Genomic DNA, 25,449 nt, shown 5'->3' with positions numbered 1-25,449 from the left:
GTTTTTCCGGAGTTCCCGCCTTGGCCGACGTCGTGATGTACACCAAGCCCGGCTGCCCCTACTGCATCGCCGCCATGGGTCTGCTGGACCGCAAGGGCATCGATTTCACCGAGATCGTCGCCGCCTTCGATCCGGCGAAGAAGGCCGAGATGGTCGAGAAGTCGGGCGGCCGCATGACCTTCCCCCAGATCTTCATCGACGGTCGCCACATCGGCGGGTCCGACGACCTGCACGCGCTGGACCGCAAGGGCGAGCTCGACCCGCTCCTGGCCGCCTGACGATGTCGGGGCTGCCCATCGCCCTGATCCAGACCCGCACCCCGGCCACCGCCGAGGCGGGCCTTGCGCACGTCGAGCCCCTGATCCGACAGGCGGCGAGCGAGGGCGCCAAACTGATCCTGACGCCGGAAGGCACGAACCTCCTCGAACAGCGCCGCGACCGCCGCGCCGCCGCCATCACCGACGAGGACCAGGACCCCTGCGTCATCGGCCTGCGCCGCCTCGCCACCGAGCTGGACGTCTGGCTGCTGATCGGCTCGGCCATCGTGCGCTCAGGCCACACGGGCGACGATCGCGCCGCCAACCGCTCCCTGCTGATCGACGCGGCGGGGACCATCGTCGCCCGCTACGACAAGCTGCATGTCTTCGACGTCGACCTGCCGAACGGCGAGACCTATCGCGAGAGCGCCACCATCCGGCCGGGCGACGCGGCCGCCGTGGCCGACACGCCGTGGGGACGGCTCGGCCTGACCGTCTGCTACGACGTGCGCTTCCCCCACCTGTTCCGGCAACTGGCCAAGGCCAACGCCGCCCTGATCGCCGTGCCCGCCGCTTTCACCGTCCCGACCGGCGAGGCCCACTGGGAGACCCTGCTGCGCGCCCGCGCCATCGAGACGGGCGCCTTCGTCCTGGCCCCCGCGCAAGGCGGGCTGCACGAGGATGGCCGCAAGACCTGGGGCCGCTCCACCGTCGTCTCGCCGTGGGGCGAGGTGATCGCGAAACTTGACCATGACGCCCCCGGTGTGCTGCACGCCAGCCTCGATCTCTCCGAGGTCGCCCGCGCCCGCGCCGCGATCCCGGCCCTGACCCACGACCGCGAGTTCATCGCCCCGCAATGATCCGCTACGCCCTCCACTGCGACGCCGACCACGGCTTCGAGGCCTGGTTCGGCTCCTCCTCCGACTACGACGACCAGTCCGCGCGCGGGCTGGTCGAGTGCCCCTTCTGCGGCTCGCGCCAGGTCTCCAAGCAGATCATGGCCCCCGCTGTCGCCGGAACGAAGCGCTCCGCCCCTGCCCCCGAGGTCGCGCAGAAGATGCAGACCATGATGATGGAGATGGCCCGCGAGGTCCGCTCCCACGTCGAGCAGAACTTCGACTACGTCGGCGACGCCTTCGCCCGCGAGGCCCGCGCCATCCACGAAGGCAAGTCCGAGAAGCGCGAAATCTACGGCGAGGCCACCCCCGCCGAGGTCAGGGCCCTCAAGGAAGACGGCGTCCCCTGCGCCGCCCTGCCGCCCGCACCGCCGGATCCGGCCAAGGTCAACTGACAGGTCACCTCATGTCCGCCGCCCTGATCGTCGCCCTCGCCCTCCAGACCGCGCCGACGCCCATCGACGACCTGTCCTGGATGGCCGGCTATTGGCTCAGTTGCGAGGGTGGCCGCGAGGTGTCGGAGACCTGGAGCGATCCGCGCGGCGGACTGATGGCAGGCGTCTCCGTGACCGTCGGCCGGTCGGGCCGGGGCTCGCTGGAGTTCATGCGCATCTGGCCCGTCGGCGAGACGCTGGCCTTCTTGGCCCAACCCAGCGGCGGGCCCGCCACCGTCTTCCCCCTGATCGAGTCCAGCCCCGGCCGTGCCGTGTTTGAAAACCCTGAGCACGACTTCCCGCAGCGGGTCATCTACAGCCGAGAGGGTGACGTCCTGACCGGACGCATCGAAGGCCTGGCGAACGGCCAGCCTCAGTCCATGACCTGGACCTACACCGCCGCCCCGCTCAACGACCGATGCCCGAGCTGATCTGGCGGCCGATGACGACGGACGATCTCGACGGCGTCTGCGCCGTCGCGTCGGTCGGCTTTCCCGAGCATTTCGAGGACCGCGACTGCTTCGCCGACCGGCTGTCGCTCCATCCGCAGGGCTGCCGCGTCCTCAGCGATGGCCAAAGCGTCGTCGGCTACCTCATCGCCTACCCCTCGCGGCGAGGGTCGATCCCGCCGCTGAACAGCCGCCTGGACGCCCTCGCTGCCGACCCCGACATCCTCTACCTGCACGACCTCGCCCTGCGGCCCGAGGCCCGCGGCGGCGGCCACGCCCGCCTCGCGATCGAGGCCCTGATCGACCAGGCCAAGGCCGACGGCTGGCCCGCCATCGCCCTCGTCGCCGTCAACGACGCCCAGTCCTTCTGGGCCCGCCACGGTTTCGTCGTCGACGCCTCGCCGGACGCGCGGGCGAAGCTGGCCACCTACGGCCCTGACGCCGTCTACATGATCCGCCCGCTCTGACCCCTCAGCCGCGCGCCAGCGGCAGGAAGTCCACGACCCCGCCCACCTCCACGGCCGACGCCCCCACCGTCCTGCGGATCAATCCGTCCGCCCCACTCAGGACCGTCAGCATCGCCGAATCCTGATCCGGCAGCGCCCGCACCCGCATCTCACCATCAGGGCCCGGCACCCGCACCGCCCGCATCCAGTGCTCGCGCGGCCCGTTCGCCGCCAGGGGCTCGGCCAGCCGCCCCGTTTCCATCACCGGCCGCCCGTCCCCACCCTGCATCGCCGCCAGCAGGGGCTTGAGGAACAGCTCCGCGCAGACCAGCGCCGACACCGGATTGCCCGGCACTCCCAGCAGCCGTCGCCCATCTGGCAGCACCGCCCCCCATAGCGGCTTGCCCGGCCGCATGGCGATACCTTCCACCAGGAACGCCGCCCCCAACGCCCGCGCCGCCGGCTTGACCCGGTCGTGATCGCCCACGGACGCCCCGCCGATCACCACGATCACCTCGGCCTCGGCCCCGGCCAACGCCGCCTCGATTCCGTCCTGAGTGTCCCCGACCAGCGCCAGCCGCGTCACGGACGCCCCCGCCCGCCCCGCGACCCTGGCCACCCCCGGCCCCGCCGCGTCGAAAATCTGGTGCGGCCCCGCCTCTTCGCCCGGTGCGACCACCTCATCCCCGCCCGCCAGCACGGCCACGCGCGGTCGCCGCGCGCAGGTCACCTCGTCTACCCCGGCCGCCGCCGCCAGCGCGATCCGCCACGGATCCAGCCGCACGCCCGGTGCCAGCAACACCTGTCCCGCTGCGAAGTCCGTGCCCCGTCCGCGCACCCAGGTCGGCGCCTCCGGCCCGACCCCGAGCACCAGCTGGCCGTCCTCGACCCGCGCCTCCTCCTGGATCACCACCCGGTCGGCGCCCATCGGCAGGGGCGCCCCGGTGAAGATGCGCACTGCTTCCCCAGGCCCGACCGCGCCCGCGAACCCCGCCCCGGCCGCGCTCTCGCCCACGATCCTCAGCGGCCGCCTGCCCAGGTCCGCCGTCCGCACCGCCCAACCGTCCATGGCCGAGGCGTCGAACGGCGGCTGGTCCCGGCTCGCCCGCACGGGCTCGGCCAGCCAGCGCCCGTCCGCCCCGTCCAGCGCCACCCGCTCGGACGCCAGCACGCCGACCCCCACCAGCAGCGCCTCCCGCGCCGCCTCGACGCTCATCAGGCTCACGCCGCCGCCGTCCAGTCGCCCGACGCCCCGCCGGACTTGGCCAGCAGCCGCACCCCCTCGATCGTCATCCCCCGATCCGCCGCCTTCAGCATGTCGTAGAGCGTCAGGAGCGCCACCGACACGGCCGTCAGGGCCTCCATCTCCACCCCCGTCCGCCCCGTGGTCCGCGTCACCGCGCTGACCGTCAGCCCCGACCCGTCCGCGCTCGGCTCCACCGACACCACCGCCGCGTCCAGCGGCAGGGGATGACACAGGGGGATCAGCTCGGCCGTCTTCTTGGCCGCCATGACCCCCGCGATCTCCGCCACGGCCCGCACGTCGCCCTTTCGCCCCCCGCCCGACAGGGCCAGCGCCAGGGTCTCGGCCGCCATGACGATCCGCCCCTCGGCCCGCGCCTCCCGCGCCGTCTCGGCCTTCGCCGACACATCGACCATCCCCGCCCGGCCCTCGGCGTCGACGTGGGTCAGGATCTTGCCCATCTCAGGTCTCCATCAGCCGGGGCATGATCTCGACCAGGTTGCAGGGCCGGTGGCGGCTGTCCAGCTGCCAGCGGATCACCTTGTCCCAGCCGTCGCGCACCGCCCCGTTCGAACCCGGCAGGCAGAAGACGAACACCCCCCCGATTATCCCCGCCGTCGCCCGCGACTGCAGCGTCGACAGGCCGATGGTCTGATAGCTGACGGTGTGGAACACCACCGAGAAGCCCTCGATCCGCTTGTCGAACAGCGGCTCCAGCGCCTCGGGCGTCACGTCGCGCCCCGTCAGCCCCGTCCCGCCCGTCGTGATGATGGCGTCGACCGCCCCCGCCTCGATCCAGCCCCGCACCGTCGCCCGGATCGCCTCGACGTCGTCGGGCACGATGGCCTTGCCCGCCAGCTGATGCCCCGCCGCCTTCACCCGCTCGGCCAGGATGGCGCCCGAGGTATCGGTCTCATCATCGCGCGTGTCCGACACGGTCAGGACCGCCACCCGCACAGGCGTCAGCGCGTGATCCAGCAGCAGTTTGCCGCCCGGCGCCGGCAGCACATCCGCATCGCTCATTGATCTGTCTCCGTCTTCCACCGCGCCGCATCGGCATGGTCCGACGCCCGCGGCTCGATCCAGCGGCGCCCATCCGGCCCGTCCTCGCGCTTCCACAGCGGCGCGCGCGTCTTCAGCTGATCCATCAGGAAGTCCGCCGCGTCGAACGCCGTGCGCCGATGCGCGGCCGCCGCCGCGACGAAGACGATCGCCTGGCCGGGCCGCACCTCGCCCCATCGGTGCACGGTCAAGAGGTCGATCAGGTCGAACCGCGCCCGCGCTTCGGCCTCCAGCGCCGCCATGCCGTCCTCGGTGAAGCCGCGCCAGGCGTCCAGCGTCAGGGTCTCGACGGCCCGCCCGTCCGTCTCCGCCCGGCACAGACCCGTGAAGCTGACCACCGCCCCCACATCGCTCCTTCCGGCGCAAAAACCCGCCAGCAAGGCCCCCGGATCGATCGCCCCATCCTCCAGCCGCGCCACGGCTTCAGCCCCCCGACACCGGCGGCGCGAACGCCACCTCGTCGTCGGTGCTCACGGCCACGTCGCCGCGCACCACCACCTTGTTCACCACCGTCATCCGCCCCGGCCGCGCCAGCCGCTCGGCCAGACCCTCATGCTCCGACAGCACCGCCACCAGCGCCTCGGTTGACGCCCCCTCCATCTCCCGCTCGCGCCATCCGGCGACGTCGGCGAAGGCCCCGAACAGCAGAACGCGCGGCACGCCTCAGCCTCCCGTCATCGACATGGGCCGGGCGACGGCGGGCGACGCCCCGGCGGCTATGCGGAAATCATGCGCCCCCGGCTTCCTCGCCACGGCCTCGCGGATCGCCCGCTCGACCGCCGCCTCTCCGCCTGTCTCCAGCGCCCCGGCCAGATCGGCGTGATCCTCCTGCCCCAGGCACAGATAGAGCCGCCCGGTGCAGGTCACCCGCACCCGGTTGCAGTCGCCGCAGAAGTTGTGGGTCATCGGGGTGATGAAGCCCAGCGTCCCGCCGGTCTCCTCGACCCGCACATAGCGCGCCGGCCCAGCCGTCCGCCGGGCCAGCGGCGTCAGCGTCCAGCGCGCCTCCAGCCGCGTGCGCACCTGGGCCAACGACAGGAACTGCGCCGTTCGGTCCGCCCCGATCTCGCCGATCGGCATGGCCTCGATCAGGCTGATCTCATGGCCCTCGCCGTGCGCCCAGGCGATCAGTTCAGCCAGCTCGCCTGCATTGTCGTCCGCCAGCGCGACCGCATTGATCTTGACCGCCAGCCCCGCCGCCTTCGCCGCCACGATGCCCCCCAGCGCGCGCGCCACATCCCCGCCCCGCGTCAGCCGCCGATAGGTCTCGGGCTCGCGCGTATCCAGCGACACATTCACACGCCGCACCCCGTGACCGGCCAGCGCCGCCGCATGCTGGGCCAGCCGCGTCCCATTGGTCGTCAGCGTCAGCTCCTCCAGCGCGCCCGACGCCAGATGCCGCGACAGCCGCCGGACCAGATCCATCACATCGCGCCGCACCAGCGGCTCCCCGCCCGTCAGTCGGATGCGCCTTGCCCCCAGCCTCACGAAACTGGACGCCAGTCGATCCAGCGCCTCGACCGACAGCACCTCATCCCTGGGCAGGAACCTCTGCCGCTCGGCCATGCAGTAGACGCAGCGCAGATCACACCGATCCGTCACCGACAGCCGCACATAGCGCACCGCCCGACCCAGCGGGTCGATCAGGGGCGAGGCTGTCTCTGCGAAAGCGGCGGCCGACATGGAAAGGAAAGCATAGCCCCCGCGCGGCGATGCGAAAGCCGCTTCGCGCTTTCGCCGAGGCGAATGCGCCGGTTACAGCGCGCGACGATGGTACATCTCGGGGGAGAGAAAATGGCGCACCCGAAGAGATTCGAACTCCTGACCCCCAGATTCGTAGTCTGGTGCTCTATCCAGCTGAGCTACGGGTGCGCGCGACCATGAACGGCGAGGGCGGGTCTTTAACGGCTCGAACCCGACCGCGCAACCCGGATTTGACGCCTCCATGGTCCGGTGCGGGGTTGGCGCGGGGGCGTGGTGCCCCTAGGTCGGAAGACGACCTTCCCGTCGCCGGACTTCACCTCATGCGTCTCGCGTCCCTCGCCCGTCCCGTGGTCGCCGTCTTGGCCCTGACGCTGGCCGCCTGCCAGCCCTCGATCACGGCCCGGCCCGCGCCGACCCAGACGCCGACGGCCAGCGTCCCGGCCGCGCCCCCCGCCCGAGGCCCCTTCGTCTCCGCCGCCAATCCCCTGGCGGTCGAGGCGGGACTCGAGGTGCTGCGACGCGGAGGATCGGCGGTCGACGCGGCGGTGGCGATCCAGGCGGTGCTGGGCCTCGTCGAGCCCCAGTCGTCGGGCCTCGGCGGCGGCGCCTTCCTCATGCATTTCGACGCGGCGACCGGCGAGACCGTCGTCTATGACGGCCGCGAGACGGCTCCAGCCGCCACCACGCCCGAGCTGTTCTACGAGAATGGGCGTCCGTTGGGCTTCGGCGATGCGGTGCTGAGCGGCCGCTCCACCGGCGTTCCGGGCGCCGTCGCAGCGCTCTCGATGGCGCAGGCCGAGCACGGCCGCCTGCCCTGGAGCCAGCTGTTCGGCGAGGCCGAGCGCCTGGCCCGCGACGGCTTCGTCGTCAGCCCGCGTCTCGCCGGCATGATCGCCCTGACGCGCGGCCAGGCCCGCACCGACTGGGCCAATGCCTACTTCACCCGGCCCGACGGCCAGCGGTATCAGGCGGGCGATACCCTGCGGAACCCGGCCTACGCCGACACTGTGGCGACGCTCGCCCGCGAGGGCATCGAGGCCTTCCGCTCCGGTCCCATCGCCGATGCGATCGTTCAGGCCGTGCGGGCCGAGCCGCGCCCCGGCGCCCTGACCCACGCCGACCTCGCCGCCTATCGCCCCATCAAGCGCGACGCCCTGTGCCGCCCGTTCCAGGTCTATGTGATCTGCGTGCCACCGCCGCCGTCCAGCGGCGTGGCTGTGCTTCAGCTGCTGGCCATGGCCGAAACCCCGACCATCGCGCCGCTGCTGGCCCAAGGCGAGACAAGCGCCGAGGCCTGGATCGCCTTCGCCCAGATTCAGCGGCTGATGTACGCCGACCGCGACCGCTACGTCGGCGACCCGGCCTTCGTCGGCGTGCCCGTGGCCGGCCTACTGGACGAGGACTATGTCGCCGCCCGCGCCGCCCTGGCCCCCGGCCTGACCGGCGCGGCAGAGGCCGGAACGCCGCCGGGCGGCGTCTTTCGCGCGCCGGACGCCACGACCGAGCCCGCCGGCACCAGCCACTTCGTCGTGGTCGACGCCGAGGGCAACGCCGTCTCCATGACCACGACGGTCGAGAGCGTCTTCGGCTCGGGCCGGATGGCGGCGGGCTTCTTCCTCAACAACCAGCTGACCGACTTCTCCTTCGTCCCGACCCGCCCGGACGGCGGAGAGGCGGCCAATGCGGTCGCGCCCGGCAAGCGCCCGCGTTCGTCCATGTCGCCGATCATCATTCTGGACCGGCAGGGGCGTCTGGTCGGAGCGGTCGGATCGCCCGGCGGCCCGTCGATCCTGGCCTACAACGCCAAGGCCCTGATCGGGACGCTGGTCTGGGGGCTGCCGATGCAGGCGGCGATCGGCCTGCCCAACCTGGTCGCGCGCGGCTCCGGCTTCGGGGCCGACACGGCCCGCTTTGGCCCGACGCTCGCCGAGCAGCTGGCGGCGGGGGGCGTCACGCTCGCGCCCAACCAGTCCGAGACCTCGGGCCTGCACGGTGGCCTGTGGCGACAGGGCCCCGACGGCTGGGCCTGGGACGGCGGCGCCGACGACCGCCGCGAGGGCGTGGCGCGGACGCGATAGGGCGCGACGCCCTACTTCAGCGCCAGCGTCACCTGCTTGATCTCCACGTATTCGTCGATGCCGTGGGTCGAGCCCTCGCGGCCATAGCCGGACGCCTTGACCCCGCCGAAAGGCGCGACCGCCGTCGACATGAGCCCGGTGTTGACGCCGATCATGCCCGCCTCGATCCGCCGCCCGACACGCATGGCGCGGTCCAGGTCGCGGGTGAAGACGTAGGACGCCAGGCCGAATTCCGAGTCATTGGCCTTCTGAAGGCACTCCTCCTCCGTCTCGAACGGAAAGACCGGGATCAGTGGCCCGAACGTCTCCTCCTCGCGGAACAGCTTGTCGTCGCCGCCCAGCGTCACCGTCGGCTGGAAGAACCGCCCGCCCAGCGCATGCCGTGCGCCACCAATCAGCACCCGGGCCCCGGAGGCCACGACCCGCTTCAGGTGATCCTCGACCTTGGCCACGGCCTTGTCCTCGATCAGGGGCCCGACCTTGACGCCGTCCTCGAACGCCGGCCCCATCGGAATCTTCGCCACGGCTTCGGCCAGCTTCGCCGCATAAGCCTCCGCCACCGACGCCTGGACATAGACCCGGTTCGGGCAGACGCAGGTCTGGCCGGAGTTGCGGAACTTGCCCTTGATCGTCTCGGCGACCGCGAGGTCCAGGTCCGCGTCCTCGAACACCATGAGGGGCGCCGCCCCACCCAGCTCCATCGACACCCGCTTGAGGGTCGGCGCGCACTGCTCGGCCAGCTTGCGACCGATCGGCGTCGAGCCCGTGAAGCTCAGTTTGCGGATCAGAGGCGAGGACGTCAGCACGCCCCCGATGGTCGCCGCATCTCCCGTGACGACGCTCAGCGCCCCCTTCGGCAGCCCGGCCTCATAGGCCAGCTCCACCAGAGCGATCGCCGTGAACGGCGTCTGGCTGGCCGGCTTGACCACCGCCGTGCAGCCCGCGGCGAACGCCGGTCCCAGTTTCCGCGTCAGCATGGCGGCGGGGAAGTTCCACGGCGTGATGAGGGCGCACGGCCCCACCGCTTCCCGGAACGTCACGATGACATGGCCCAAGGGGCTGTCCTGGGTGTCGCCCAGCAGCCGCTCGGCCTCGCCCGCGAACCATTTCAGGAAGCTGTTGGCGTAGACCGCCTCGCCTCGCGCCTCCTCGAACGGCTTGCCGTTCTCCAGCGCCATGAGGGCGCCCAGCCCATCCAGGTTCTCATCGATCAGCCGCGCCCAATCACGCAGGAAGGTCGCCCGCTTGTGCGGATCGGTCCGCGACCATTCGGGAAAGGCGTCGTGCGCGGCCTTAACCGCCCGCTCCGTCTCGGCGACGCCCAGGTCCGGCACATGGCCGATGATCTCGCCGGTCGCCGGATCGTCGACCGCGATGCGCTTGGCCCCCGTCACCACCTCTCCGGCGATCAGGGCGTGTTCGCGCAGCAGCTTCAGGCCGGCGTCGCGGGCGGCGGTATTCATGGGCGGGTCCTCAGGCGAATGCGGTCGGCGGAACAACGGGCGCCCGTCGAAACGGCTGCCACGCCCCGTAAGTGGCCGATCGCCACAGCCATTCCAAGGGGCCGTAGCGGAACCGCGCCAGCCACCACCGGCTGAAGACGATCTGCAGGGCGAAGGTCGGAACCGCGATGGCCAGACAGGTCAGCGCCCCGCCCCACCGCATGAGCCCCAGGCCGAAGCCGTAGAAGACGAACAGATAAACCACGCTCTGGGTCAGATAGTTCGTCAGGGCCATCCGCCCGACGTCGCCCAAACCCGCCAGCAGCCGCCGCCCGGCGCTCCTCTGCATCAGCACCACCAGCCCGGCGCCATATCCCAGCGCCAGCACCTGCTGGCCCGACCGATGGAGGACCTCATGCGCAATCTCTCCGGCGAGCGTCAGCTCGACCGTCGCGCCCACCGCCACGTCCGCCACGCTCAGGACCAGCCCCACCCCGATCAGCCGGGGCGCCCAGCGACGGAATGCGGCGGCATGTTCGCCGGGCCGGATCAGCCAGCCCTTCCGATAGAGCCAGAAGCCCACCAGGAACCGGCCCAGCACCGTCGCCATATAGCTCCAGGCGAAGACCGACAGGAACCACTCGTCGCCCGCGCCCCGGATCAACTCCCTGGTGTAGGCGGGCCAGTCGTTGTCGAGGAACACGATCCAGCGCCGCTCGATCCCCGCCTCCCAGGCCTGCACCAGCGGCGGGGTCGCCCCCGTGGCCGCCTCGACCCAGGCCAGGTGGATCGGCAAAACGAGGCCCGCGAACAGCGACAGCAGGACCCCGCCGATCAGCAGCGTCCGGTCCGGCGCCCTCCGGAACAGGATCAGCACCAGAGCCGCCAGCGCGTAAATCTGCAGGATGTCGCCGAAGAAGATCGCCGCCACATGGACCGTGCCGATGGCCAGCAGGATCAGCACCCGCCGCAGATAGAGCCGCATCCCGTCCACGCCCTTCGCCTCGGCCCGGCCCAGGAACATGGCGAAGCCGAAGCCGAACAGCATGGAGAACAGGGCCTGCGCCTTGCCCTCCCAGAAGACGTCGAAGACCAGCCCCAGCGGCCCGTCGATCGCGGCGGTCGGCAGGGCCTCGGTCAGCCGCTCGGGGATGGCGAACTCGGGGTGGCCGTACAGGTTGATCAGCATCACCCCGAACAGGGCGAAGCCGCGGATCACGTCCAGTTCCGGCGTGCGGTCCTGTCCGACCGGCTCCATCGTCGCCATGCCAGCCCCCCGAGAGCAAGGGACAAGCCTAGCCGTATGGAGGCCGCCGTGTCACCGGCCTACTGGCAGGCCAGGCACTCGTCGTAGTCGGTCTTGGCGGCCGAGAAGAGGTCGGGCTGGTTGGGATCCGGCTCCTCGGTCTCCTTGCCGTCCGCGCCGGCGAAGGCCGCCCGCTGCACCGACTTGGAGCGCAGGTAGTAGAGCGACTTCACCCCGCTCTCCCACGCCTTCCAGTGTAGCATGTGCAGGTCCCACTTGTTCACGTCGCCGGGGATGAACAGGTTGATCGACTGCGCCTGGCAGATGTCGGCCGACCGATCCGCCGACAGCTCGACCACCCAGCGCTGGTCCAGCTCGAAGGCGGTCTTGAACACGCTCTTCTCGTCGTCGGTCAGGAAGTCGAGGTGCTGGACCGAGCCCTCGTGCTCCAGGATCGAGGACCACGTGGCGTCGGTGTTCTTGCCGTAGCCCTCGAGCAGCTGCTCCAGGTACGGGTTCTTGACAGCGAACGAGCCCGACAGGGTCTTGTGGGTGTAGATGTTGGCCGGGATCGGCTCGATTCCGGCGCTGGTCCCGCCGCAGATGATCGAGATCGAGGCCGTCGGCGCGATGGCCAGCTTGTGGCTGAACCGCTCCATCACCCCGCGTTCTGCCGCGTCCTCGCACGGGCCCTTCTCCTCGGCCAGCAGGCGGCTCGCCTTGTCGGCCTCGCGACGCAGATGCTTGAACAGCCGCATGTTCCACGACTTGGCCATGGCGCTCTCGAACGCCACGCCCTGGCTCTGTAGGAAGGAGTGGAAACCCATCAGCCCCAGACCCACCGACCGCTCGCGCTTGGCGGAATAGACGGCGGCGGCCATCTCCGGCGGGGCGCGGGTGATGAAGTCCTCCAGCACATTGTCCAGGAACCGCATCACGTCCTCGATGAAGCGGGGCTCCTCGCGCCACTCCAGGAACTTCTCGGCGTTGACCGACGATAGGCAGCAGACCGCCGTCCGGTCGATGCCCAGGTGGTCCGGGCCGGTGTGCAGCATGATCTCGGAGCAGAGGTTGGACTGTTTGACCTTCAGGCCCAGGTCCTTCTGGTGCTGCGGCATCTGCCGGTTCACCGTGTCGGAGAAGATCAGATAGGGCTCGCCGGTCTGCAGCCGGATCTCCAGGATCTTCTGCCACAGGCTGCGCGCATCGACCTTGCGGATCGTCTCGCCGGTCTTGGGCGACCGCAGGGCGAAGTCCGAGCCGGCCTTTACGGCTTCCATGAACTCGTCGGTGATGTTCAGGCCGTGGTGCAGGTTCAGGGACTTGCGGTTGAAGTCGCCCGAGGGCTTCCGGATCTCCAGGAACTCCTCGATCTCAGGGTGGTGGACGTCCAGGTACACCGCCGCCGAGCCCCGGCGCAGCGAGCCCTGCGAAATCGCCAGCGTCAGCGAATCCATCACGCGGATGAAGGGGATGATGCCGCTGGTCTGGCCCGCGCCCTTCACCTTCTCGCCGATGGAGCGGACCCCGCCCCAGTAGGTGCCGATGCCGCCGCCGTTGGACGCCAGCGACACGTTCTCGTTCCAGACGCGCTGGATGCCGTCCAGGCTGTCCTGCACCGAGTTCAGGAAGCAGGAGATTGGCAGGCCGCGATTGGCCCCACCGTTCGACAGCACCGGCGTCGAGGGCATGAACCAGAGCTTCGACATATAGTCATAGACGCGCTGGGCGTGGTCGGCGTCGTCCGAGAAGGCGGTGGAGACCCGGGCGAACATGTCCTGGTAGCTCTCGCCCGGCAGCAGGTAGCGATCCTCCAGCGTCTTCTTGCCGAAGTCGGTCAGCAGGTCGTCGCGTGAGCGGTCCAGTTCGAGCGACCGGACCACCGTCAGATGGGGTTTCTCGGTCGTCGGCGCAGTCGCAACCGACTGGAGTTCCACCGTCTTCAACGCTTCACCGCCAGCCATAATCATCCTGCCCCGAACTAAAATCTAAAGTGAGCCGCCTGCGCCGTGACCACATCATCTTGTGGCCGAAGCGCTCCCCGAACCCACATATGGGGCGCAGATGGTGAACGACCCGTCAACGCCTTGACGTCGCATTTCGTGCGCGAATCACATCGGGACGGGGGATGAGCCTGTTGAAAAGGCGCGACGGCGATGCGACGGCGGCCGGGTCGGCGCAATCAACAAGCCGTGATCGGGAACGCGGCCCCAGCTTGGCCGTTCGAGGCCGATGCTTCCCTCCGGACCCGTCCCATATCTGCGCCGCGCGATCGCCTTCGCCCGCGTGGAGTTCGCCGCCCTCTCCGCCCTCATGATCATCGGCCTCGGCGTCGCCGCCTTCGCCGAACTCGCCGACGACATGACCGAGACCGACGGCCGAAACTTCGACCAGGCCGTGCTGTGGGCGCTGCGCCCCGCGGCCGATCCGTCCAATGCGCTGGGGCCGTGGTGGCTGGAGACGGCGGCCAACGACCTGACCGCGCTCGGCGGCATCTCGGTCCTGACCCTGTTCGCCGTGGCCGCCGTGGGCTTCCTGCTTATCCAGCGAAAGCGGCTGTCGGCGGTCCTGCTGGTGCTCGGCCTGCTCGGCGGCGTGGCGCTCAGCGAGGGCCTGAAAGCCCTGTTCGAACGGGAGCGCCCGCCCTCGGCCTATCAGGCGGTCGAGACCCTCAACGCCAGCTTCCCGTCCGGCCATGCCCTGTTGTCCACCGTCTTCTACCTCAGCCTGGCGGTCATGCTGTCGCGCGCCTTTCCGCGGCGGCGGCTGAAGATCTATGTGCTCGGCGTCGGCATCCTGATCGCGGTCCTCGTCGGACTGACCCGAATCTATCTCGCCGCCCACTGGGCCACCGACGTCTTCGCCGGCTGGAGCATCGGGGCCGCCTGGGCCATGGCGCTCTGGCTCGTCAGCCATGCTGTCGGGCGGCGCCAGGCCCGCGCCCACGCCGCCCTCGTCGACGAACCGGCGCTCGTCGAGACGTGAGATTTCATTAGGTCGGGCGGGCGCGCGGCGTTAACTATGGCGGCTCGTGACCTTTGGAGGTCGTCATGATCAGCCTGATCCTCGCCGCAATGATCGCCGCCCCCGCCCCCCAGGCGGTTCAGGCGACGCTGCAGTCCTGCGCGATGGAAGGCGGCCGCTGGGTCTGCCGCTACGCCGTGCCCGACATCGAGATCGTGCCCCTGCCCGGCGACAACATCGTCGCCGACGCCCCGGCCGCCGTCCTGATCGGGGGTGACGCCCCCTCGGCCACCGAGGTCGTGCCCGCTGCGCCGGAGGTGTCCACCACCCCTCCTCCTCCCGCGCCCGAGCGCCGGACGATCAACCTCGACGCCGGCATCCTGACCGAGCGCGAGGCCCGCCTCGTCGCCCGCTGCGCCGACGCGCCGTGGTACGCGATCTGCCTGCCCGATGATCGCCGGGCGGCCCGCACGCTGAAGGAAAAGCAGGACGCCTTCGAGGTCGTCCGTCGCACCGTCACGTCACGGCTGGCCGAGGACGACTGCGACGGTGCCGTCAAGGCGGCGCTGGACGGCGGCTACCTCGACTTCGCCGGTCAGGTTCGGGCTTTCTGCCAGGGCGACGCTGCGTCCGCCGCCGCAGGCGAAGACTAGCGAACCCCGTCCATCTGCGCCGCGATCCGCGCTGCGGCCATCAGCGGGTCCTCCGCCGCGATCACCGGCCGCGCCACCACCAGATGCGTCGCCCCGGCCCTAAGCGCGTCGGCCGGCGTCGCCACCCTCTGCTGATCGCCTAGCTCCCCGCCCGCGGGCCGCACGCCCGGCGTGACAATCAGGAAGTCTGGCCGCCCCGCTTCGACGGCGATCTCACGCACCCGCGCCGCCTCCAGCGGGCTCGACACCACCCCGTCGACGCCGCAGTCCAGCGCCTGGCGCACCCGCGCCTCCACTAACTCGGCCGCGCCCGCCGAATAGCCGATCTCCCTCAGGTCGGCGTCCGACAGACTGGTCATCACCGTCACCGCCAGGATCTTCGTCGCGTGCCCGCCGCGCCCCGTCACCGCCGCCCGCATCACCTGCGGCTCGGCGTGGACCGTCAGCAGGTCACACCCGCCCTCGGCCACCGACCGCGCAGCGCCCTCCACCTGGGCACCGATGTCGTGCAGCTTCCAGTCCTGGAAGACCTTCTTGCCCCGCGCCCTCAAGCGATGGGCGAAGTCCACCCCGCCCGGACGCGCCAAGAGCGTCAGCCCGACCTTGTAGAACTCCACCATATCGCCGACCCGATCGACCACGGCCTCGGCGGCTTCCACCGAGGGCAGGTCCAGTCCGACGATCAGGCGCGGGTCCGAGGCGAGGGGCGAGGTCATCGACGATCTCCGGCCGAGCGGCTAGACGAGGGGATGTCACGTCAGGATTCGGCTATCGGGGACCGGCCATGAACGCGCTCGATCTGGGGGTCAACCTGTTCGTGGCCCTGTTCGCCCTGCTCGACCCCATCGGCAACATCCCGATCTTCGCCGCCGCCACGGCCGGAGCCAGCGCGCGTCAGCGGTTCTCGGTGTCGGTGCTGCTGTGCCTGTTCATCGCGGCGTTTCTGACCTTCTTCTTCTTCACAGGCCTTTGGCTGCTGCAGTTCTTCGGCATCTCGCTGGCGGCCTTCCGCATCGCGGGCGGCATCCTGCTCTTGTTGCTCGGGCTGGACATGACGCGCGGCGACTTCCTGACCATGTTCGCCGACAAGGATGCGGCCGCCGACGCTCAGGACGTTCGCGGCTACGCCCAGCGCCGCTTCAAGCGCCTGATCGTCCCCTTCGCCATGCCGCTGCTGATCGGCCCCGGCGCCATCTCCACCATCATCATCCAGGCCGGCGAAGCCCAGGAGATAGGCTACGCAGGCACCATCGCGGGCCTGATCGCCATTGGCGCGGCGGCGCTCGCCACCCTCGTTACCTTCGCCGCCACTGGCCCGATCAGCCGCGTGCTGGGCGACGTTGGCATGGCCATCATCGTACGGGTTCTCGGCCTGATCCTGTGCGCCCTGGCCATCCAGTTCATGCTCGCCGGCCTCAGCGAGGCTCTGCCGGGCATGTTCGCCTCCGGCGTCACCGCGCCGTATCCCGACGGGGGGCACTGAGGCTTTAGATCCGCCCCAGCCGCTTCGCGTGCCCCGCCACCATCCTTAGCGCCACGCCGTCGGGCAGCAGCTTGCCCAGCGCCGCCAGCACGTTGTTCATTGCTCCCGGCGTCACCCTCGGCCGATCCGCCTCGCAGGCGTCGTAGGCGACGCGGGCCACATGCTCGGCCGTCTGCCACATCCACGCCGGATAGGCCGACGTCACCTGCTCGCGCGACCCGTTCACGTCGTGGAACTCGGTCAGGGTGTAGCCGGGGCACAGGGCCGTCACATGCACCCCCGTCCCCCGCGTCTCTAGCCACAGCCCCTGCGACGCCTTGATCAGGAAGCTCTTGATCGGCCCGTACAGGGTGTCGCCCCCCGTCGCGGGCATCTGCCCCGCCAGCGACGCGACATTGATCACCCGCCCGAACCCGCGCTCCACCATCGCCGGCAGGAACAGCCGCGACAGGGCCACCGGTGCGGTCAGCATGACCCGGATCATGGCCTCATGCGCCTCGGGTTCTGTCTGAAGAAAACCGGTGGTCCGCGAGAAACCCGCGTTGTTGATCAACCCATCGACGATCAGGCCACGCGCGGCGACGGCATCGAACAGGGTCTTGGGAGCATCGGCGTCGCCCAGATCGGCGGCGATCACAACGACGCCGACCCCATGCGCCGCCCGCAGCTCCCCGGCCAACGCCTCCAGCGCGCTTTCCCGCCGCGCCGTCAGGATCAGGTCCCAGCCGCGCGCCGCATAGACCCGCGCCAGCGCCGCCCCGATCCCGGCCGAAGCCCCGGTGATCAGGATGCGCGGACACCGCCCGGCCGATCGGCTCACGCCGCGACGGTCTCCGCCGCGCGGATGGCCTCGCTGCACGAGCCGTGGATCTGCACCCCGGCCAGCGCCGGCGCGTTCTCGGCCAGCAGATCGGCGATGGTGATCTTGGCCAGCGCATCCGACGCGGCCTGATCGGCCAGCGTCAGCACCTTGCCCACCTGGCGCGGGATGTGCTGGCCCACGGGACACCCCTTGGCCCCCGCCGGCGGCGAGCCCAGGTGAGCGCAGCCATTCACGGCCTTCAGAACCTCGTCCAGCCGGATGTCCTCGGGCTGGCGCAACAGCCACGACCCACCCGAAGCCCCCGGCCGCGTGGCGATCAGTGCGGCCTTGGCGAGCAGCGCCGTGACCCGGCGGATCACCACCGGATTGGTCGGCACCGAGGCGGCCAGAATCGCGCTGGGCGCCGCGCGCGAAGCATCGAACGCCCCCTTGTGGGCCAGATAGGCCAGGGCGTGGGCGGCGACGGGAAAGCGTTGGCTGTCGGACATGTTTTCCAGGTTCCAGGCGATAAATAGGGGCTTCGCACATGTTTCACAAATGCGGTCGCGCGCGCCGGGTCCGCAATCCTCGCGCGCGCGATTGAAACCCCCTTACAATGAGCCTAAAGGCGCTCCGCTTTGATGGGCGCGCGTGCGGCGCGACCCGGAGGATACTCATGGCAGGGGATGCATCCCCCCCGGTCCCTGGCCCCGACGACGGCGCTCCCCCCGCCCCGTCACAGACCACCAAGGACCCGACCGCCCCGGCCCCCGCCGACGGTCACGACAACGGCCACGCCAGGACTGGCAAGACGGCCCTCATCATCGGGGCCATCGGCGTCGTCTTCGGCGACATCGGCACCAGCCCGCTCTACGCCATGCGCGAGGCCCTGCACCATTCCCGCAGCGGCGGCGCGGCCGAGCTCGCGGTGCTCGGCGTCGTCTCGCTCGTCTTCTGGGCGCTGATCCTGGTCGTCACGATCAAATACGTCGTCTTCCTCATGCGGGTCGACAACAAGGGCGAGGGCGGCACGCTCGCCCTCATGGCGTTGGCCCAGCACGCGGTCGGCCGACGCTCCGCCGCCATCTTCCTGCTCGGAGTCTGTGGGGCGGCGTTGTTCTACGGCGACGGCGTGATCACGCCGGCCATCTCGGTGCTTTCGGCGATCGAGGGCCTGAAGGACGCGCCCGGCATCGGGCCCTCGCTCACGCCCTATGTCCTGCCGATCGCGGCGGGCATCCTGATCGCGCTGTTCATGATCCAGTCGCGCGGCACGGGCTCCATGGCGCGCTTCTTCGGACCCCTGACGCTGGTCTGGTTCCTGATCCTGGCGGCGCTCGGCGTCTATCACATCTTCGACGACATCTCGATCCTGAGGGCACTGTCACCCCACTACGGCGTCGCCTTCCTGTTCGACAACGGCTTCCTGGGCTTCGTCATCCTGGGCAGCGTCTTCCTCGCCGTGACCGGCGCTGAGGCGCTCTACGCCGACATGGGCCATTTCGGCAAAAGCCCGATCCGGCTCGGCTGGCTCTGGGTCGTCCTGCCCTGCCTCACGCTGAACTACCTGGGCCAGGGCGCCTTCGTGCTCGCCAACCGCGAGGCGGTCGAGAACCCCTTCTGGCTCATGGTGCCCCAGTTCGCCTACTGGCCCGTCCTCATCATGGCCACCATCGCCACCGTCATCGCCAGCCAGGCGGTGATCACCGGCGCCTTCTCGGTGACGCAACAGGCGGTCCAGCTGGGCCTTCTGCCCCGCATGTCCATCCTGAACACGTCCGAGAGCCAGGCCGGCCAGATCTACGTCCCCGCCGTCAACTCCCTGCTGATGGTCGGGGTGCTGGCCCTGCTGGTGACCTTCCAGACCTCCTCGGCCCTGGCCGCCGCCTACGGCATCGCCGTCACCGGCTCCATGTTCGTCGACAGCCTTCTGGCCTGGTTCATCGTCCGGAACCTGTGGAAGTGGTCCGTGCCGCTCAGCCTAGGGGCCATCTCGCCGTTGGTGGCCATCGATCTGGTGTTCATGACGTCCAACATGCTGAAGATCCCGCAAGGCGCGTGGATGCCTCTGGTGCTGGGCGCGGGTCTGGTCACCATCATGTGGACCTGGACGCGCGGGTCGCAGATCCTGACCGCCAAGGCCAAGAAGGACAGCCTGCCTCTGGTCGACCTGATCGAGATGCTGCGGGCCCGCCCGCCGCACCGCGCGCCCGGCACGGCCGTCTTCCTGACCAGCGATCCCGACGTCGCCCCGGTCGCGCTGATGCACAATCTCAAGCACAACAAGGTGCTGCACGAGAAGAACGTCATCCTGACGGTCAAGACGCTGGACCGCCCGCGCGTGCCCGAGGCCGATCGCTTCGTGATGGAGTCCATCAACGACGACTTCAAGAAGATCACCCTCAGCTACGGCTTCATGGAAAGCCCCGTAGTGCCCCGCGCGCTCAGCCAGTGCCGCAAGCAGGGTCTGAAGTTCGACATCATGTCGACCAGCTTCTTCCTGGGCCGCCGTTCGGTGGTGCCCGCCGCCAACCAGGGCATGCCCCTGTGGCAGGACAAGCTCTACATCTTCCTGATGCGCAACGCCGCCAACCCGACCGACTTCTTCCACATCCCGCCGGGACGCGTGGTCGAGCTCGGCACCCAGGTCTCGGTTTGACCGAGGGTCGGAACGCCTCCAATCGCGGTCGCCGCATGGCTGAGAAGGCCCGCGGCCCCCGTCGGGAGCCGGTCGCCCACCCGCCGTCCGACGACGCGTCCGCTGACATCGGCGTGGAAGCCCGCGTCGCCGCCGGCGTCCTGCTGAACGCGGCGCTGGAGCGTCGCAACGGCCTGGACGAGGCCATGAGCTTCGCCGAGGTCGCGGCCCTGCCCGCGCCGGACCGCGCCTTCGCCCGCGCCGTGGCCATGGCGGCGCTGCGTCGGCTGGGCGAGATCGACCAGATCCTGGATCGCCGCCTGCAGAAGTCCCCGCCCGAGGCCGTGCGCACCCTGCTGCGCGTGTCGCTGGCCCAGACCCTGGTTCTCGGCACTCCAGCCTTCGCCGCCGTCTCGACTGCGGTCAAGCTGGCCGAGCGCGGGGTCAAGACCCGCCCCTATAAGGCTCTGGTCAACGCCGTCCTGCGCGGCATCGAGCGCGAGGGTCCGGGCCTGACCACCGCCCGCTCCAACCTGCCCGACTGGATCGCCGCCCGCTGGGCCCAGACCTATGGCGAGCCGACGCTCGAGGCCGTCGCGCTCGCCGTCCGGGAGGAGCCCCCGACCGACCTCAGCCTCAAGCCCGGCGTCGACGCCTCAGCCCTGGCCGATACGCTGGAGGGCCGTGTCCTTCCCGGCGGGACGGTGCGTACCGGATCCCGCGGCGACGTCGCCGCCTGGACGGGCTACGAGGCCGGCGACTGGTGGGTCCAGGACGCCGCCGCCGCGGTCCCCGTCCGCCTCCTGGCCCCCCAGGCCGGCGAGACGGTGCTCGACCTCTGCGCCGCGCCAGGCGGCAAGACGCTGCAGATCGCGGCGTCCGGCGCGACCGTCACCGCTCTGGACCGCTCCGAACCCCGCCTGAAGCGCCTGCGCCAGAACCTGGACCGTACCGCGCTGACCGCCGAAGTCGTGGTCGCCAACGGCGAGGAGTGGGATGATCCCCGCACCTTCGACGCCGTCCTGCTGGACGCCCCCTGTACGGCCACCGGCACCCTGCGCCGCAATCCCGAGGTTCTGCGCGCCACCCGCCCTGCCGACGTCGCCAAGCTGGCCGACGTCCAGCACCGCCTGCTCGATGCCGCAGCTCTGCGTGTGAAGCCTGGCGGGCGTCTGGTCTACTGCGTCTGTTCGCTGGAACGCGAGGAGGGCGAAACCCAGATCATCGCCTTCCTCCGGCGCAACTCCGCCTTCCGCACCGCGCCTGCCGATCCGGCCACCGTCGGTGCGCCGCCCGAAGCCCTGACACCCGACGGCTGGCTCCGCATCCTTCCCTCCCACTGGCCCGAACACGGCGGCCTCGACGGCTTTTTCGCCGCGACCCTGCAGCGGGCCTAATCGTTCCTGGGGAGGGAGTGGAACCGAGAGCGCACGTTTGAACGGGAAGTCGCCTATCGCTCTGGCGACAGAGGACGCGCCAGATGCCGTCTGGGCGGGTCAACCCCCTATTTCGGCGCGAGGATCATGATCATCTGGCGGCCTTCCATGCGCGGCGCATATTCGACCTTGGCGATTTCCTCGAAATCGGCCTGGACCTTGTTCAGCAGCTTCATGCCCAGTTCCGGGTGGGCCATCTCGCGGCCGCGGAAGCGGAGCGTCACCTTGACCTTGTCGCCCTCGTCGAAGAAGCGGTGCATGGCCTTGGCCTTCACCTCATAGTCGTGGACGTCGATGTTGGGGCGCAGCTTGATTTCCTTGAGCTCGACGACCTTCTGGCGCTTGCGCGCCTCGGCCTTCTTCTTCTGCTCCTGGAAGCGGAACTTGCCGTAGTCGAGGATCTTGGCAACCGGCGGCTCGGACGTCGATACGATCTGAACCAGGTCCAGCCCCGCCTCTTCGGCGGCCTCCAGAGCGGCGGAGGTCGGCATCACACCCTGCTTCTCCCCATGCTGGTCGATCAGCAGAACGCGGGGGGCGCGGATGTCTTGGTTCATGGGCGGCCCGTCTTTCACGGGCGGCTGGTTCATCGGACGGCGAATGGGCGTCGGTTCCTTGAGTGGTCGAAAAAGTGGCAGGCGTTTCGCAACGGACAGCGCGCGGTCAACCGCCGCGTTCCCTCACGGTCGCCTATATGCCCGCGAACCGGCCGATCTTCAAGGTTGGGCGCGCGCGAACACCGTCTCGATGACGCGCCGGTAGGCCCCGGTCAGGGCCTCGATCTCGCTGACGGGCGCCCGCTCGTCGATCTGGTGCATGGTCTGACCGACCAGTCCCAGCTCCAGCACGGGACACAGGGCCCGGATGAAGCGCGCATCCGACGTCCCACCCGTGGTCGAAGCCTCGGGTCGGACGCCCAGCTCCGCCTCCACCGCGTCCTGAACCGCGCCCGTGAACCAGCCCTCGGGCGTCAGGAAGGCCTCGCCGGAACACATGTGCTCCAGCGTGATCTGCAACCCCGTCTCGGCCTGCACCGCCCCGGCCTCCCGGTTCAGCCAGTCGATCAGGCCATCGCCGGTCTGGGCCGGGTTGAAGCGGATGTTCAGCCGCGCCTTCGCCTCCGCCGGAATAATGTTCGTCGCCGGATTGCCCACATCGACCGTGGTCAGCTCCAGGTTCGACGGCTGAAATGCCTCATAACCGTCGTCCAGCACATGAGCGTCCAGCCGCGCCAGCAGCCGCACCAGCACCGGGACCGGATTGGCCGCCCGGTCCGGATAGGCGACGTGCCCCTGCTTGCCGTGCACCGTGATCCAGGTGTTCAGCGACCCGCGCCGCCCGATCTTGATGGTGTCGCCCAGCCTTTGCAGCGAGGACGGCTCTCCCACCACGCAGGCGTCGATCACCTCGCCCTCGGCCGCGAGCGCCTCGACCACGCGCTTTGTCCCGTGCAGCGCCGGGCCTTCCTCGTCGCCGGTAATCAGGAACGACAGCGATCCCTTGGGCGGGCCGTCTGCGAGCACCCGCGACACCGCCGCCACCCAGGCGGCGATCCCGCCCTTCATATCGACCGCGCCCCGACCGATGACGACCCCGTCCCTCACCTCCGCCTCGAACGGCGCCGAGGACCAGGCTCCTGCGTCTCCCGTCGGCACCACGTCGGTATGGCCCGCGAAGCAGAGGTTGGGCGACGCCGTCCCCAGCCGGGCGTAGAGGTTCTCGATCCGCGCATGCACGCCTTCGCCGCCCGGCCCCTCGAAGGCCATGCGCCGGCAGGTGAAGCCGAGCCCCGTCAGCACCCGCTCCAGCACGTCCATCGCGCCCTCGTCGGCAGGCGTGACCGACGGCCGGCGGATCAGGTCGCGCGTCAGCTGGACGGGATCGATGATGGGGGATGCGCCGCTCATGCGGCCATGCTTTAGGGGGACTTCGCAGCCGCGAGAAGTGCATGCCCAAGATCGACATCGACGCAGCCCCGACCGGCCACGGCACGGGCTATCCCGAACCCTTCGACGCACCATGCCGGGCGCGCCGCCGCTGGCGCCTGGGGGATGCGGTCGGGCTCGACCAGTTCGGCGTCAACCTGCTGCGCCTGCCCGCCGGCGCCTGGTCCAGCCAGCGCCACTGGCACGAAGGCGAGGACGAGTTCGTCTGGGTGCTTCAAGGCGAGGTCGTGCTCGTCGAAGACGAGGGTGAAACCGTGCTTCGCGCCGGGGACTGCGCCGGCTGGACGGCGGGCGTACAGAACGGCCACTGTCTGCAGAACCGCTCGGACGCCGAGGTCGTTCTGCTCGAGGTCGGGAGCCGCAAGCCCGGCGGCGACCGGGGCGAATACCCCGACATCGACATGACCTTCGCGTCGGGAACATTCTATCGAAAGGACGGGACGCCCTACCCCAAGCATGACCGACGCACCTGAGGCGCCCGAGCCGATCACCCCGCCCACGGCCGAGGCCGCGAAAGCCGCGACCAACCCCTGGGCCATCCGCGACTTCCGCCTGATCTGGCTGGGGCGGCTGTCGGCCGTGCTGGCCATCCAGATCCAGTCCTCGGCCCTGCTCTGGCAGGTCTATGAGATCGCGCGCCGCGACCATCCGATCGAGCAGGCCAGCCTCTATCTCGGCCTCGTCGGCCTGTTCCAGTTCATCCCGCTTCTGGCCCTGACGCTCCCCGCCGGAGAGATGGCGGATCGGAGGAACCGCCGCACCACCGTCATGCTGGCCATCGTCGCCGAGGGCGCCTGCGCCGCCGCCTTCCTGGCCATGGCGATCCACGGCGACCCCCCGCTCTGGGGCCTGCTCGCCGTCGCCTTCGGCTTCGGGGCGTCGCGCGCCTTCCTCGCTCCGGCCAGCCAGGCGTTCCTGCCCATGGTCGTCGGCCGCGCGGCGCTTCCCCGCGCCATCGCCGCCCAGTCGATCGCCTTCCAGACCGGGGCCATCGCCGGGCCGGCGCTGGGCGGCGTCATCGTCGGCGTCTCCACGCCGCTCGCCTACGGCGCCTCGCTCGCCCTGTTCGGCGTCGGCCTGCTCTGCTTCCTGCTGATGCGCACCAACGGACAGCCTGAACGCGTCGAGGGCGGCCCGGGCCGCTGGCAGTCGGTCAAGGAAGGCCTCGCCTACGTCTGGAACACCAAGATCGTGCTGGGCGCCATCTCGCTCGACCTGATCGTCGTCCTGTTCGCCGGCGTGGCCCTTCTGACCCCCATCTTCGCCCGCGACATCCTCCAGGTCGGCCCCGAGGGCTTCGGCCTGCTCCGCGCCGCCTTCGGCGTCGGCGCCTTTTCCATGGCCCTGCTGCTCGCCCGCTACCCGATCCCCGGCAAGGGCGGCCTCTGGATGTTCGCTTCCGTCGCGGTGTTCGGGATCGCCACCCTGGTCTTCGGCCTGTCGAAGGTCGTGTGGCTCTCGGCCCTGGCCCTCTTCATCGGCGGCGCCGCCGACATGATCAGCGTCAACATCCGCCAGACCCTGATCCAGCTCTCCACCCCCGACCACATGCGCGGCCGGGTGTCGTCAGTGTCGATGCTGTTCATCGGCGCCTCCAACGAGCTCGGCGAGGCCTATTCCGGCGTCATGGTCCGCTTCCTCGGCCCCATCGGCGCGGCGGTGTTCGGAGGGATCGGCGCGCTGGGGGCGACCGGCCTGTGGGCGAAGCTGTTCCCGGACCTCCGAAAGGCGGATCGCCTAGTTTGACCGTGCTGCCAACCCGCGTTCCTCAGGTGACCCAATGTCCATCGTCACCGGATAGCCGTAAGACAGCCACTCGGCCCGCAGGCGCGCCGCTTCTGTCGGGTCTTCGGCTGGTACTGACTGTATAAGCCTGCCCCTCGGCCGGTCTCCGGGTAACGGAGGAGGCCGATGACCGTAGAACCTGACTTCGCAAGGTTGACAGCTCTTCTTGTCGATCCAAACAGCGGACGCATGGACCAGCCCGTCAACGGGGAAGCTTTGCTGAACAACCACGGAGCTTCCCTGGTCGAACACGTTGAAGCCAAGCTCTCTGACGAACGGTCGGGTCTCCGGGCCGGAGTTGGCGGCTTTGGCAGTCTCGATATAGTCGCAACGCTCGACGGGAGGCCCGGTGCAAGTCGGCGATTCAGCCGCTGCGTATGCAATGCTGCCCAGCAGCGCCAATCCAGCCAGCATGGCGAACAGCGCGTAGCCGCCCATGTCTAGAGTGATTGACTCGGCCCGGCGAACCATTTGGAGCCCTCAGT

Annotated in this window: 28 protein-coding genes and 1 tRNA gene; 13 read left to right on the top strand and 16 right to left on the bottom strand. The window is 70.1% G+C overall.

The features are described from left to right. Positions 1-20: 20 nt before the first annotated feature. The 5 genes from grxC to Q333_RS0112045 are packed head-to-tail and all read left to right on the top strand — an operon-like array spanning position 21 to position 2,503. The gene (gene grxC, locus Q333_RS0112065) at positions 21-278 is read left to right on the top strand and encodes a glutaredoxin 3 (RefSeq protein WP_029417264.1); all 258 of its coding nucleotides are present in this window, start codon (positions 21-23) and stop codon (positions 276-278) included. Between the two features lie 2 nt (positions 279-280). Continuing rightward, positions 281-1,117 (top strand): carbon-nitrogen hydrolase family protein, encoded by an 837-nt coding sequence (locus Q333_RS0112060; protein ID WP_029417263.1) that lies wholly within the window; start codon positions 281-283, stop codon positions 1,115-1,117. Then, positions 1,114-1,548 (top strand): DUF1178 family protein, encoded by a 435-nt coding sequence (locus Q333_RS0112055; protein ID WP_029417262.1) that lies wholly within the window; start codon positions 1,114-1,116, stop codon positions 1,546-1,548. The genes Q333_RS0112060 and Q333_RS0112055 overlap by 4 nt, the downstream gene beginning before the upstream one ends. A gap of 11 nt (positions 1,549-1,559) precedes the next feature. Further along, positions 1,560-2,018: a DUF6265 family protein gene (locus Q333_RS17670; protein ID WP_029417261.1), complete on the top strand. Its 459-nt coding sequence runs from the start codon at positions 1,560-1,562 to the stop codon at positions 2,016-2,018. Continuing rightward, positions 2,006-2,503 carry a GNAT family N-acetyltransferase gene (locus Q333_RS0112045; RefSeq protein ID WP_029417260.1) on the top strand — a complete coding sequence of 166 codons (498 nt, stop codon included), beginning with the start codon at positions 2,006-2,008 and terminating at the stop codon, positions 2,501-2,503. The genes Q333_RS17670 and Q333_RS0112045 overlap by 13 nt, the downstream gene beginning before the upstream one ends. Positions 2,504-2,507: 4 nt before the next feature. Here Q333_RS0112045 and Q333_RS0112040 read toward each other — a convergent pair whose 3' ends face one another. The 7 genes from Q333_RS0112040 to Q333_RS0112010 form a co-directional block, all read right to left on the bottom strand. Then, positions 2,508-3,698, bottom strand: a complete 1,191-nt coding sequence (locus Q333_RS0112040; protein WP_029417259.1) for a molybdopterin-binding protein — start codon at positions 3,696-3,698, stop codon at positions 2,508-2,510. A 5-nt stretch (positions 3,699-3,703) separates the two neighbouring features. Further along, positions 3,704-4,186: a cyclic pyranopterin monophosphate synthase MoaC gene (gene moaC, locus Q333_RS0112035; protein ID WP_029417258.1), complete on the bottom strand. Its 483-nt coding sequence runs from the start codon at positions 4,184-4,186 to the stop codon at positions 3,704-3,706. Between the two features lies 1 nt (position 4,187). Beyond that, positions 4,188-4,748: a molybdenum cofactor biosynthesis protein B gene (gene moaB, locus Q333_RS0112030; protein WP_029417257.1), complete on the bottom strand. Its 561-nt coding sequence runs from the start codon at positions 4,746-4,748 to the stop codon at positions 4,188-4,190. Next, complete coding sequence (locus tag Q333_RS0112025) at positions 4,745-5,206, bottom strand: molybdenum cofactor biosynthesis protein MoaE (protein WP_029417256.1); 462 nt, start codon at positions 5,204-5,206, stop codon at positions 4,745-4,747. The genes moaB and Q333_RS0112025 overlap by 4 nt, the downstream gene beginning before the upstream one ends. Positions 5,207-5,210: 4 nt before the next feature. Then, entirely contained in the window at positions 5,211-5,447 is a 237-nt protein-coding gene (locus Q333_RS0112020; RefSeq protein WP_029417254.1) for a MoaD/ThiS family protein, read from the bottom strand. A gap of 3 nt (positions 5,448-5,450) precedes the next feature. Then, complete coding sequence (gene moaA / locus Q333_RS0112015; protein WP_029417252.1) at positions 5,451-6,470, bottom strand: GTP 3',8-cyclase MoaA; 1,020 nt, start codon at positions 6,468-6,470, stop codon at positions 5,451-5,453. 112 nt (positions 6,471-6,582) lie between these two features. Next, a tRNA-Arg gene (locus Q333_RS0112010) sits at positions 6,583-6,659 on the bottom strand. A gap of 152 nt (positions 6,660-6,811) precedes the next feature. On the opposite strand from Q333_RS0112010, the gene Q333_RS0112005 reads away from it, so the two are divergent. Then, positions 6,812-8,569 (top strand): gamma-glutamyltransferase family protein, encoded by a 1,758-nt coding sequence (locus Q333_RS0112005; protein ID WP_029417250.1) that lies wholly within the window; start codon positions 6,812-6,814, stop codon positions 8,567-8,569. 11 nt (positions 8,570-8,580) lie between these two features. Here the strand turns inward: Q333_RS0112005 and Q333_RS0112000 are convergent, their stop codons facing one another. From Q333_RS0112000 to Q333_RS0111990, 3 genes are read right to left on the bottom strand one after another with little or no spacing between them, the layout of a single operon-like run. Continuing rightward, the gene (locus tag Q333_RS0112000; RefSeq protein ID WP_029417248.1) at positions 8,581-10,032 is read right to left on the bottom strand and encodes an NAD-dependent succinate-semialdehyde dehydrogenase; all 1,452 of its coding nucleotides are present in this window, start codon (positions 10,030-10,032) and stop codon (positions 8,581-8,583) included. Positions 10,033-10,042: 10 nt separating this feature from the next. Beyond that, positions 10,043-11,278: a DUF418 domain-containing protein gene (locus Q333_RS0111995; RefSeq protein WP_029417242.1), complete on the bottom strand. Its 1,236-nt coding sequence runs from the start codon at positions 11,276-11,278 to the stop codon at positions 10,043-10,045. 59 nt (positions 11,279-11,337) lie between these two features. Further along, the gene (locus tag Q333_RS0111990) at positions 11,338-13,227 is read right to left on the bottom strand and encodes a ribonucleoside-diphosphate reductase subunit alpha (protein WP_029417240.1); all 1,890 of its coding nucleotides are present in this window, start codon (positions 13,225-13,227) and stop codon (positions 11,338-11,340) included. Between the two features lie 262 nt (positions 13,228-13,489). Here Q333_RS0111990 and Q333_RS0111985 point away from each other — a divergent pair, with 262 nt between their 5' ends. After that, positions 13,490-14,242, top strand: a complete 753-nt coding sequence (locus tag Q333_RS0111985) for a phosphatase PAP2 family protein (RefSeq protein WP_029417239.1) — start codon at positions 13,490-13,492, stop codon at positions 14,240-14,242. Between the two features lie 65 nt (positions 14,243-14,307). Beyond that, positions 14,308-14,874: a hypothetical protein gene (locus Q333_RS0111980; RefSeq protein ID WP_029417238.1), complete on the top strand. Its 567-nt coding sequence runs from the start codon at positions 14,308-14,310 to the stop codon at positions 14,872-14,874. On the opposite strand, the gene pyrF is transcribed toward Q333_RS0111980, so the two are convergent. Beyond that, on the bottom strand, positions 14,871-15,590 hold the full coding sequence (pyrF, locus tag Q333_RS0111975; RefSeq protein ID WP_029417237.1) for an orotidine-5'-phosphate decarboxylase: 720 nt from the start codon (positions 15,588-15,590) through the stop codon (positions 14,871-14,873). The two genes, Q333_RS0111980 and pyrF, sit on opposite strands and share 4 nt — an antisense overlap. A gap of 68 nt (positions 15,591-15,658) precedes the next feature. Between pyrF and Q333_RS0111970 the strand changes: the two genes are divergently transcribed. Then, on the top strand, positions 15,659-16,357 hold the full coding sequence (locus Q333_RS0111970) for a MarC family protein (protein WP_029417236.1): 699 nt from the start codon (positions 15,659-15,661) through the stop codon (positions 16,355-16,357). A gap of 4 nt (positions 16,358-16,361) precedes the next feature. Here the strand turns inward: Q333_RS0111970 and Q333_RS0111965 are convergent, their stop codons facing one another. Next, positions 16,362-17,177: an SDR family NAD(P)-dependent oxidoreductase gene (locus Q333_RS0111965; RefSeq protein WP_029417235.1), complete on the bottom strand. Its 816-nt coding sequence runs from the start codon at positions 17,175-17,177 to the stop codon at positions 16,362-16,364. Next, the gene (locus Q333_RS0111960) at positions 17,174-17,668 is read right to left on the bottom strand and encodes an Rrf2 family transcriptional regulator (RefSeq protein WP_051651290.1); all 495 of its coding nucleotides are present in this window, start codon (positions 17,666-17,668) and stop codon (positions 17,174-17,176) included. Before Q333_RS0111960 ends, Q333_RS0111965 begins: the two co-directional genes overlap by 4 nt. 167 nt (positions 17,669-17,835) lie before the next feature. On the opposite strand from Q333_RS0111960, the gene Q333_RS0111955 reads away from it, so the two are divergent. After that, complete coding sequence (locus Q333_RS0111955; RefSeq protein ID WP_029417231.1) at positions 17,836-19,818, top strand: potassium transporter Kup; 1,983 nt, start codon at positions 17,836-17,838, stop codon at positions 19,816-19,818. Positions 19,819-19,853: 35 nt separating this feature from the next. After that, positions 19,854-21,194 (top strand): RsmB/NOP family class I SAM-dependent RNA methyltransferase, encoded by a 1,341-nt coding sequence (locus tag Q333_RS0111950; protein ID WP_084176066.1) that lies wholly within the window; start codon positions 19,854-19,856, stop codon positions 21,192-21,194. Between the two features lie 107 nt (positions 21,195-21,301). Here Q333_RS0111950 and infC read toward each other — a convergent pair whose 3' ends face one another. Then, positions 21,302-21,823 carry a translation initiation factor IF-3 gene (infC, locus tag Q333_RS0111945; protein ID WP_029417227.1) on the bottom strand — a complete coding sequence of 174 codons (522 nt, stop codon included), beginning with the start codon at positions 21,821-21,823 and terminating at the stop codon, positions 21,302-21,304. 126 nt (positions 21,824-21,949) lie between these two features. Then, on the bottom strand, positions 21,950-23,140 hold the full coding sequence (gene dapE, locus Q333_RS0111940; protein WP_029417225.1) for a succinyl-diaminopimelate desuccinylase: 1,191 nt from the start codon (positions 23,138-23,140) through the stop codon (positions 21,950-21,952). 41 nt (positions 23,141-23,181) lie between these two features. On the opposite strand from dapE, the gene Q333_RS0111935 reads away from it, so the two are divergent. Together Q333_RS0111935 and Q333_RS0111930 are read left to right on the top strand one after the other, a co-directional pair. Further along, complete coding sequence (locus Q333_RS0111935; RefSeq protein ID WP_029417223.1) at positions 23,182-23,652, top strand: cupin domain-containing protein; 471 nt, start codon at positions 23,182-23,184, stop codon at positions 23,650-23,652. After that, entirely contained in the window at positions 23,636-24,925 is a 1,290-nt protein-coding gene (locus Q333_RS0111930; protein ID WP_035294306.1) for an MFS transporter, read from the top strand. The genes Q333_RS0111935 and Q333_RS0111930 overlap by 17 nt, the downstream gene beginning before the upstream one ends. Here the strand turns inward: Q333_RS0111930 and Q333_RS17850 are convergent. Beyond that, a complete protein-coding gene (locus Q333_RS17850; RefSeq protein ID WP_211249714.1) occupies positions 24,917-25,435 on the bottom strand; it encodes a hypothetical protein in 519 nt (172 codons plus the stop codon). The two genes, Q333_RS0111930 and Q333_RS17850, sit on opposite strands and share 9 nt — an antisense overlap. Positions 25,436-25,449: the final 14 nt, after the last annotated feature.

The sequence above is a fragment of the Brevundimonas bacteroides DSM 4726 genome (genome assembly GCF_000701445.1).
Classification (GTDB): Bacteria; Pseudomonadota; Alphaproteobacteria; order Caulobacterales; family Caulobacteraceae; genus Brevundimonas; species Brevundimonas bacteroides.
The sequence above is the reverse complement of the archived record's forward strand: the minus strand, read 5'-3'. Positions and strand labels throughout refer to the sequence as shown.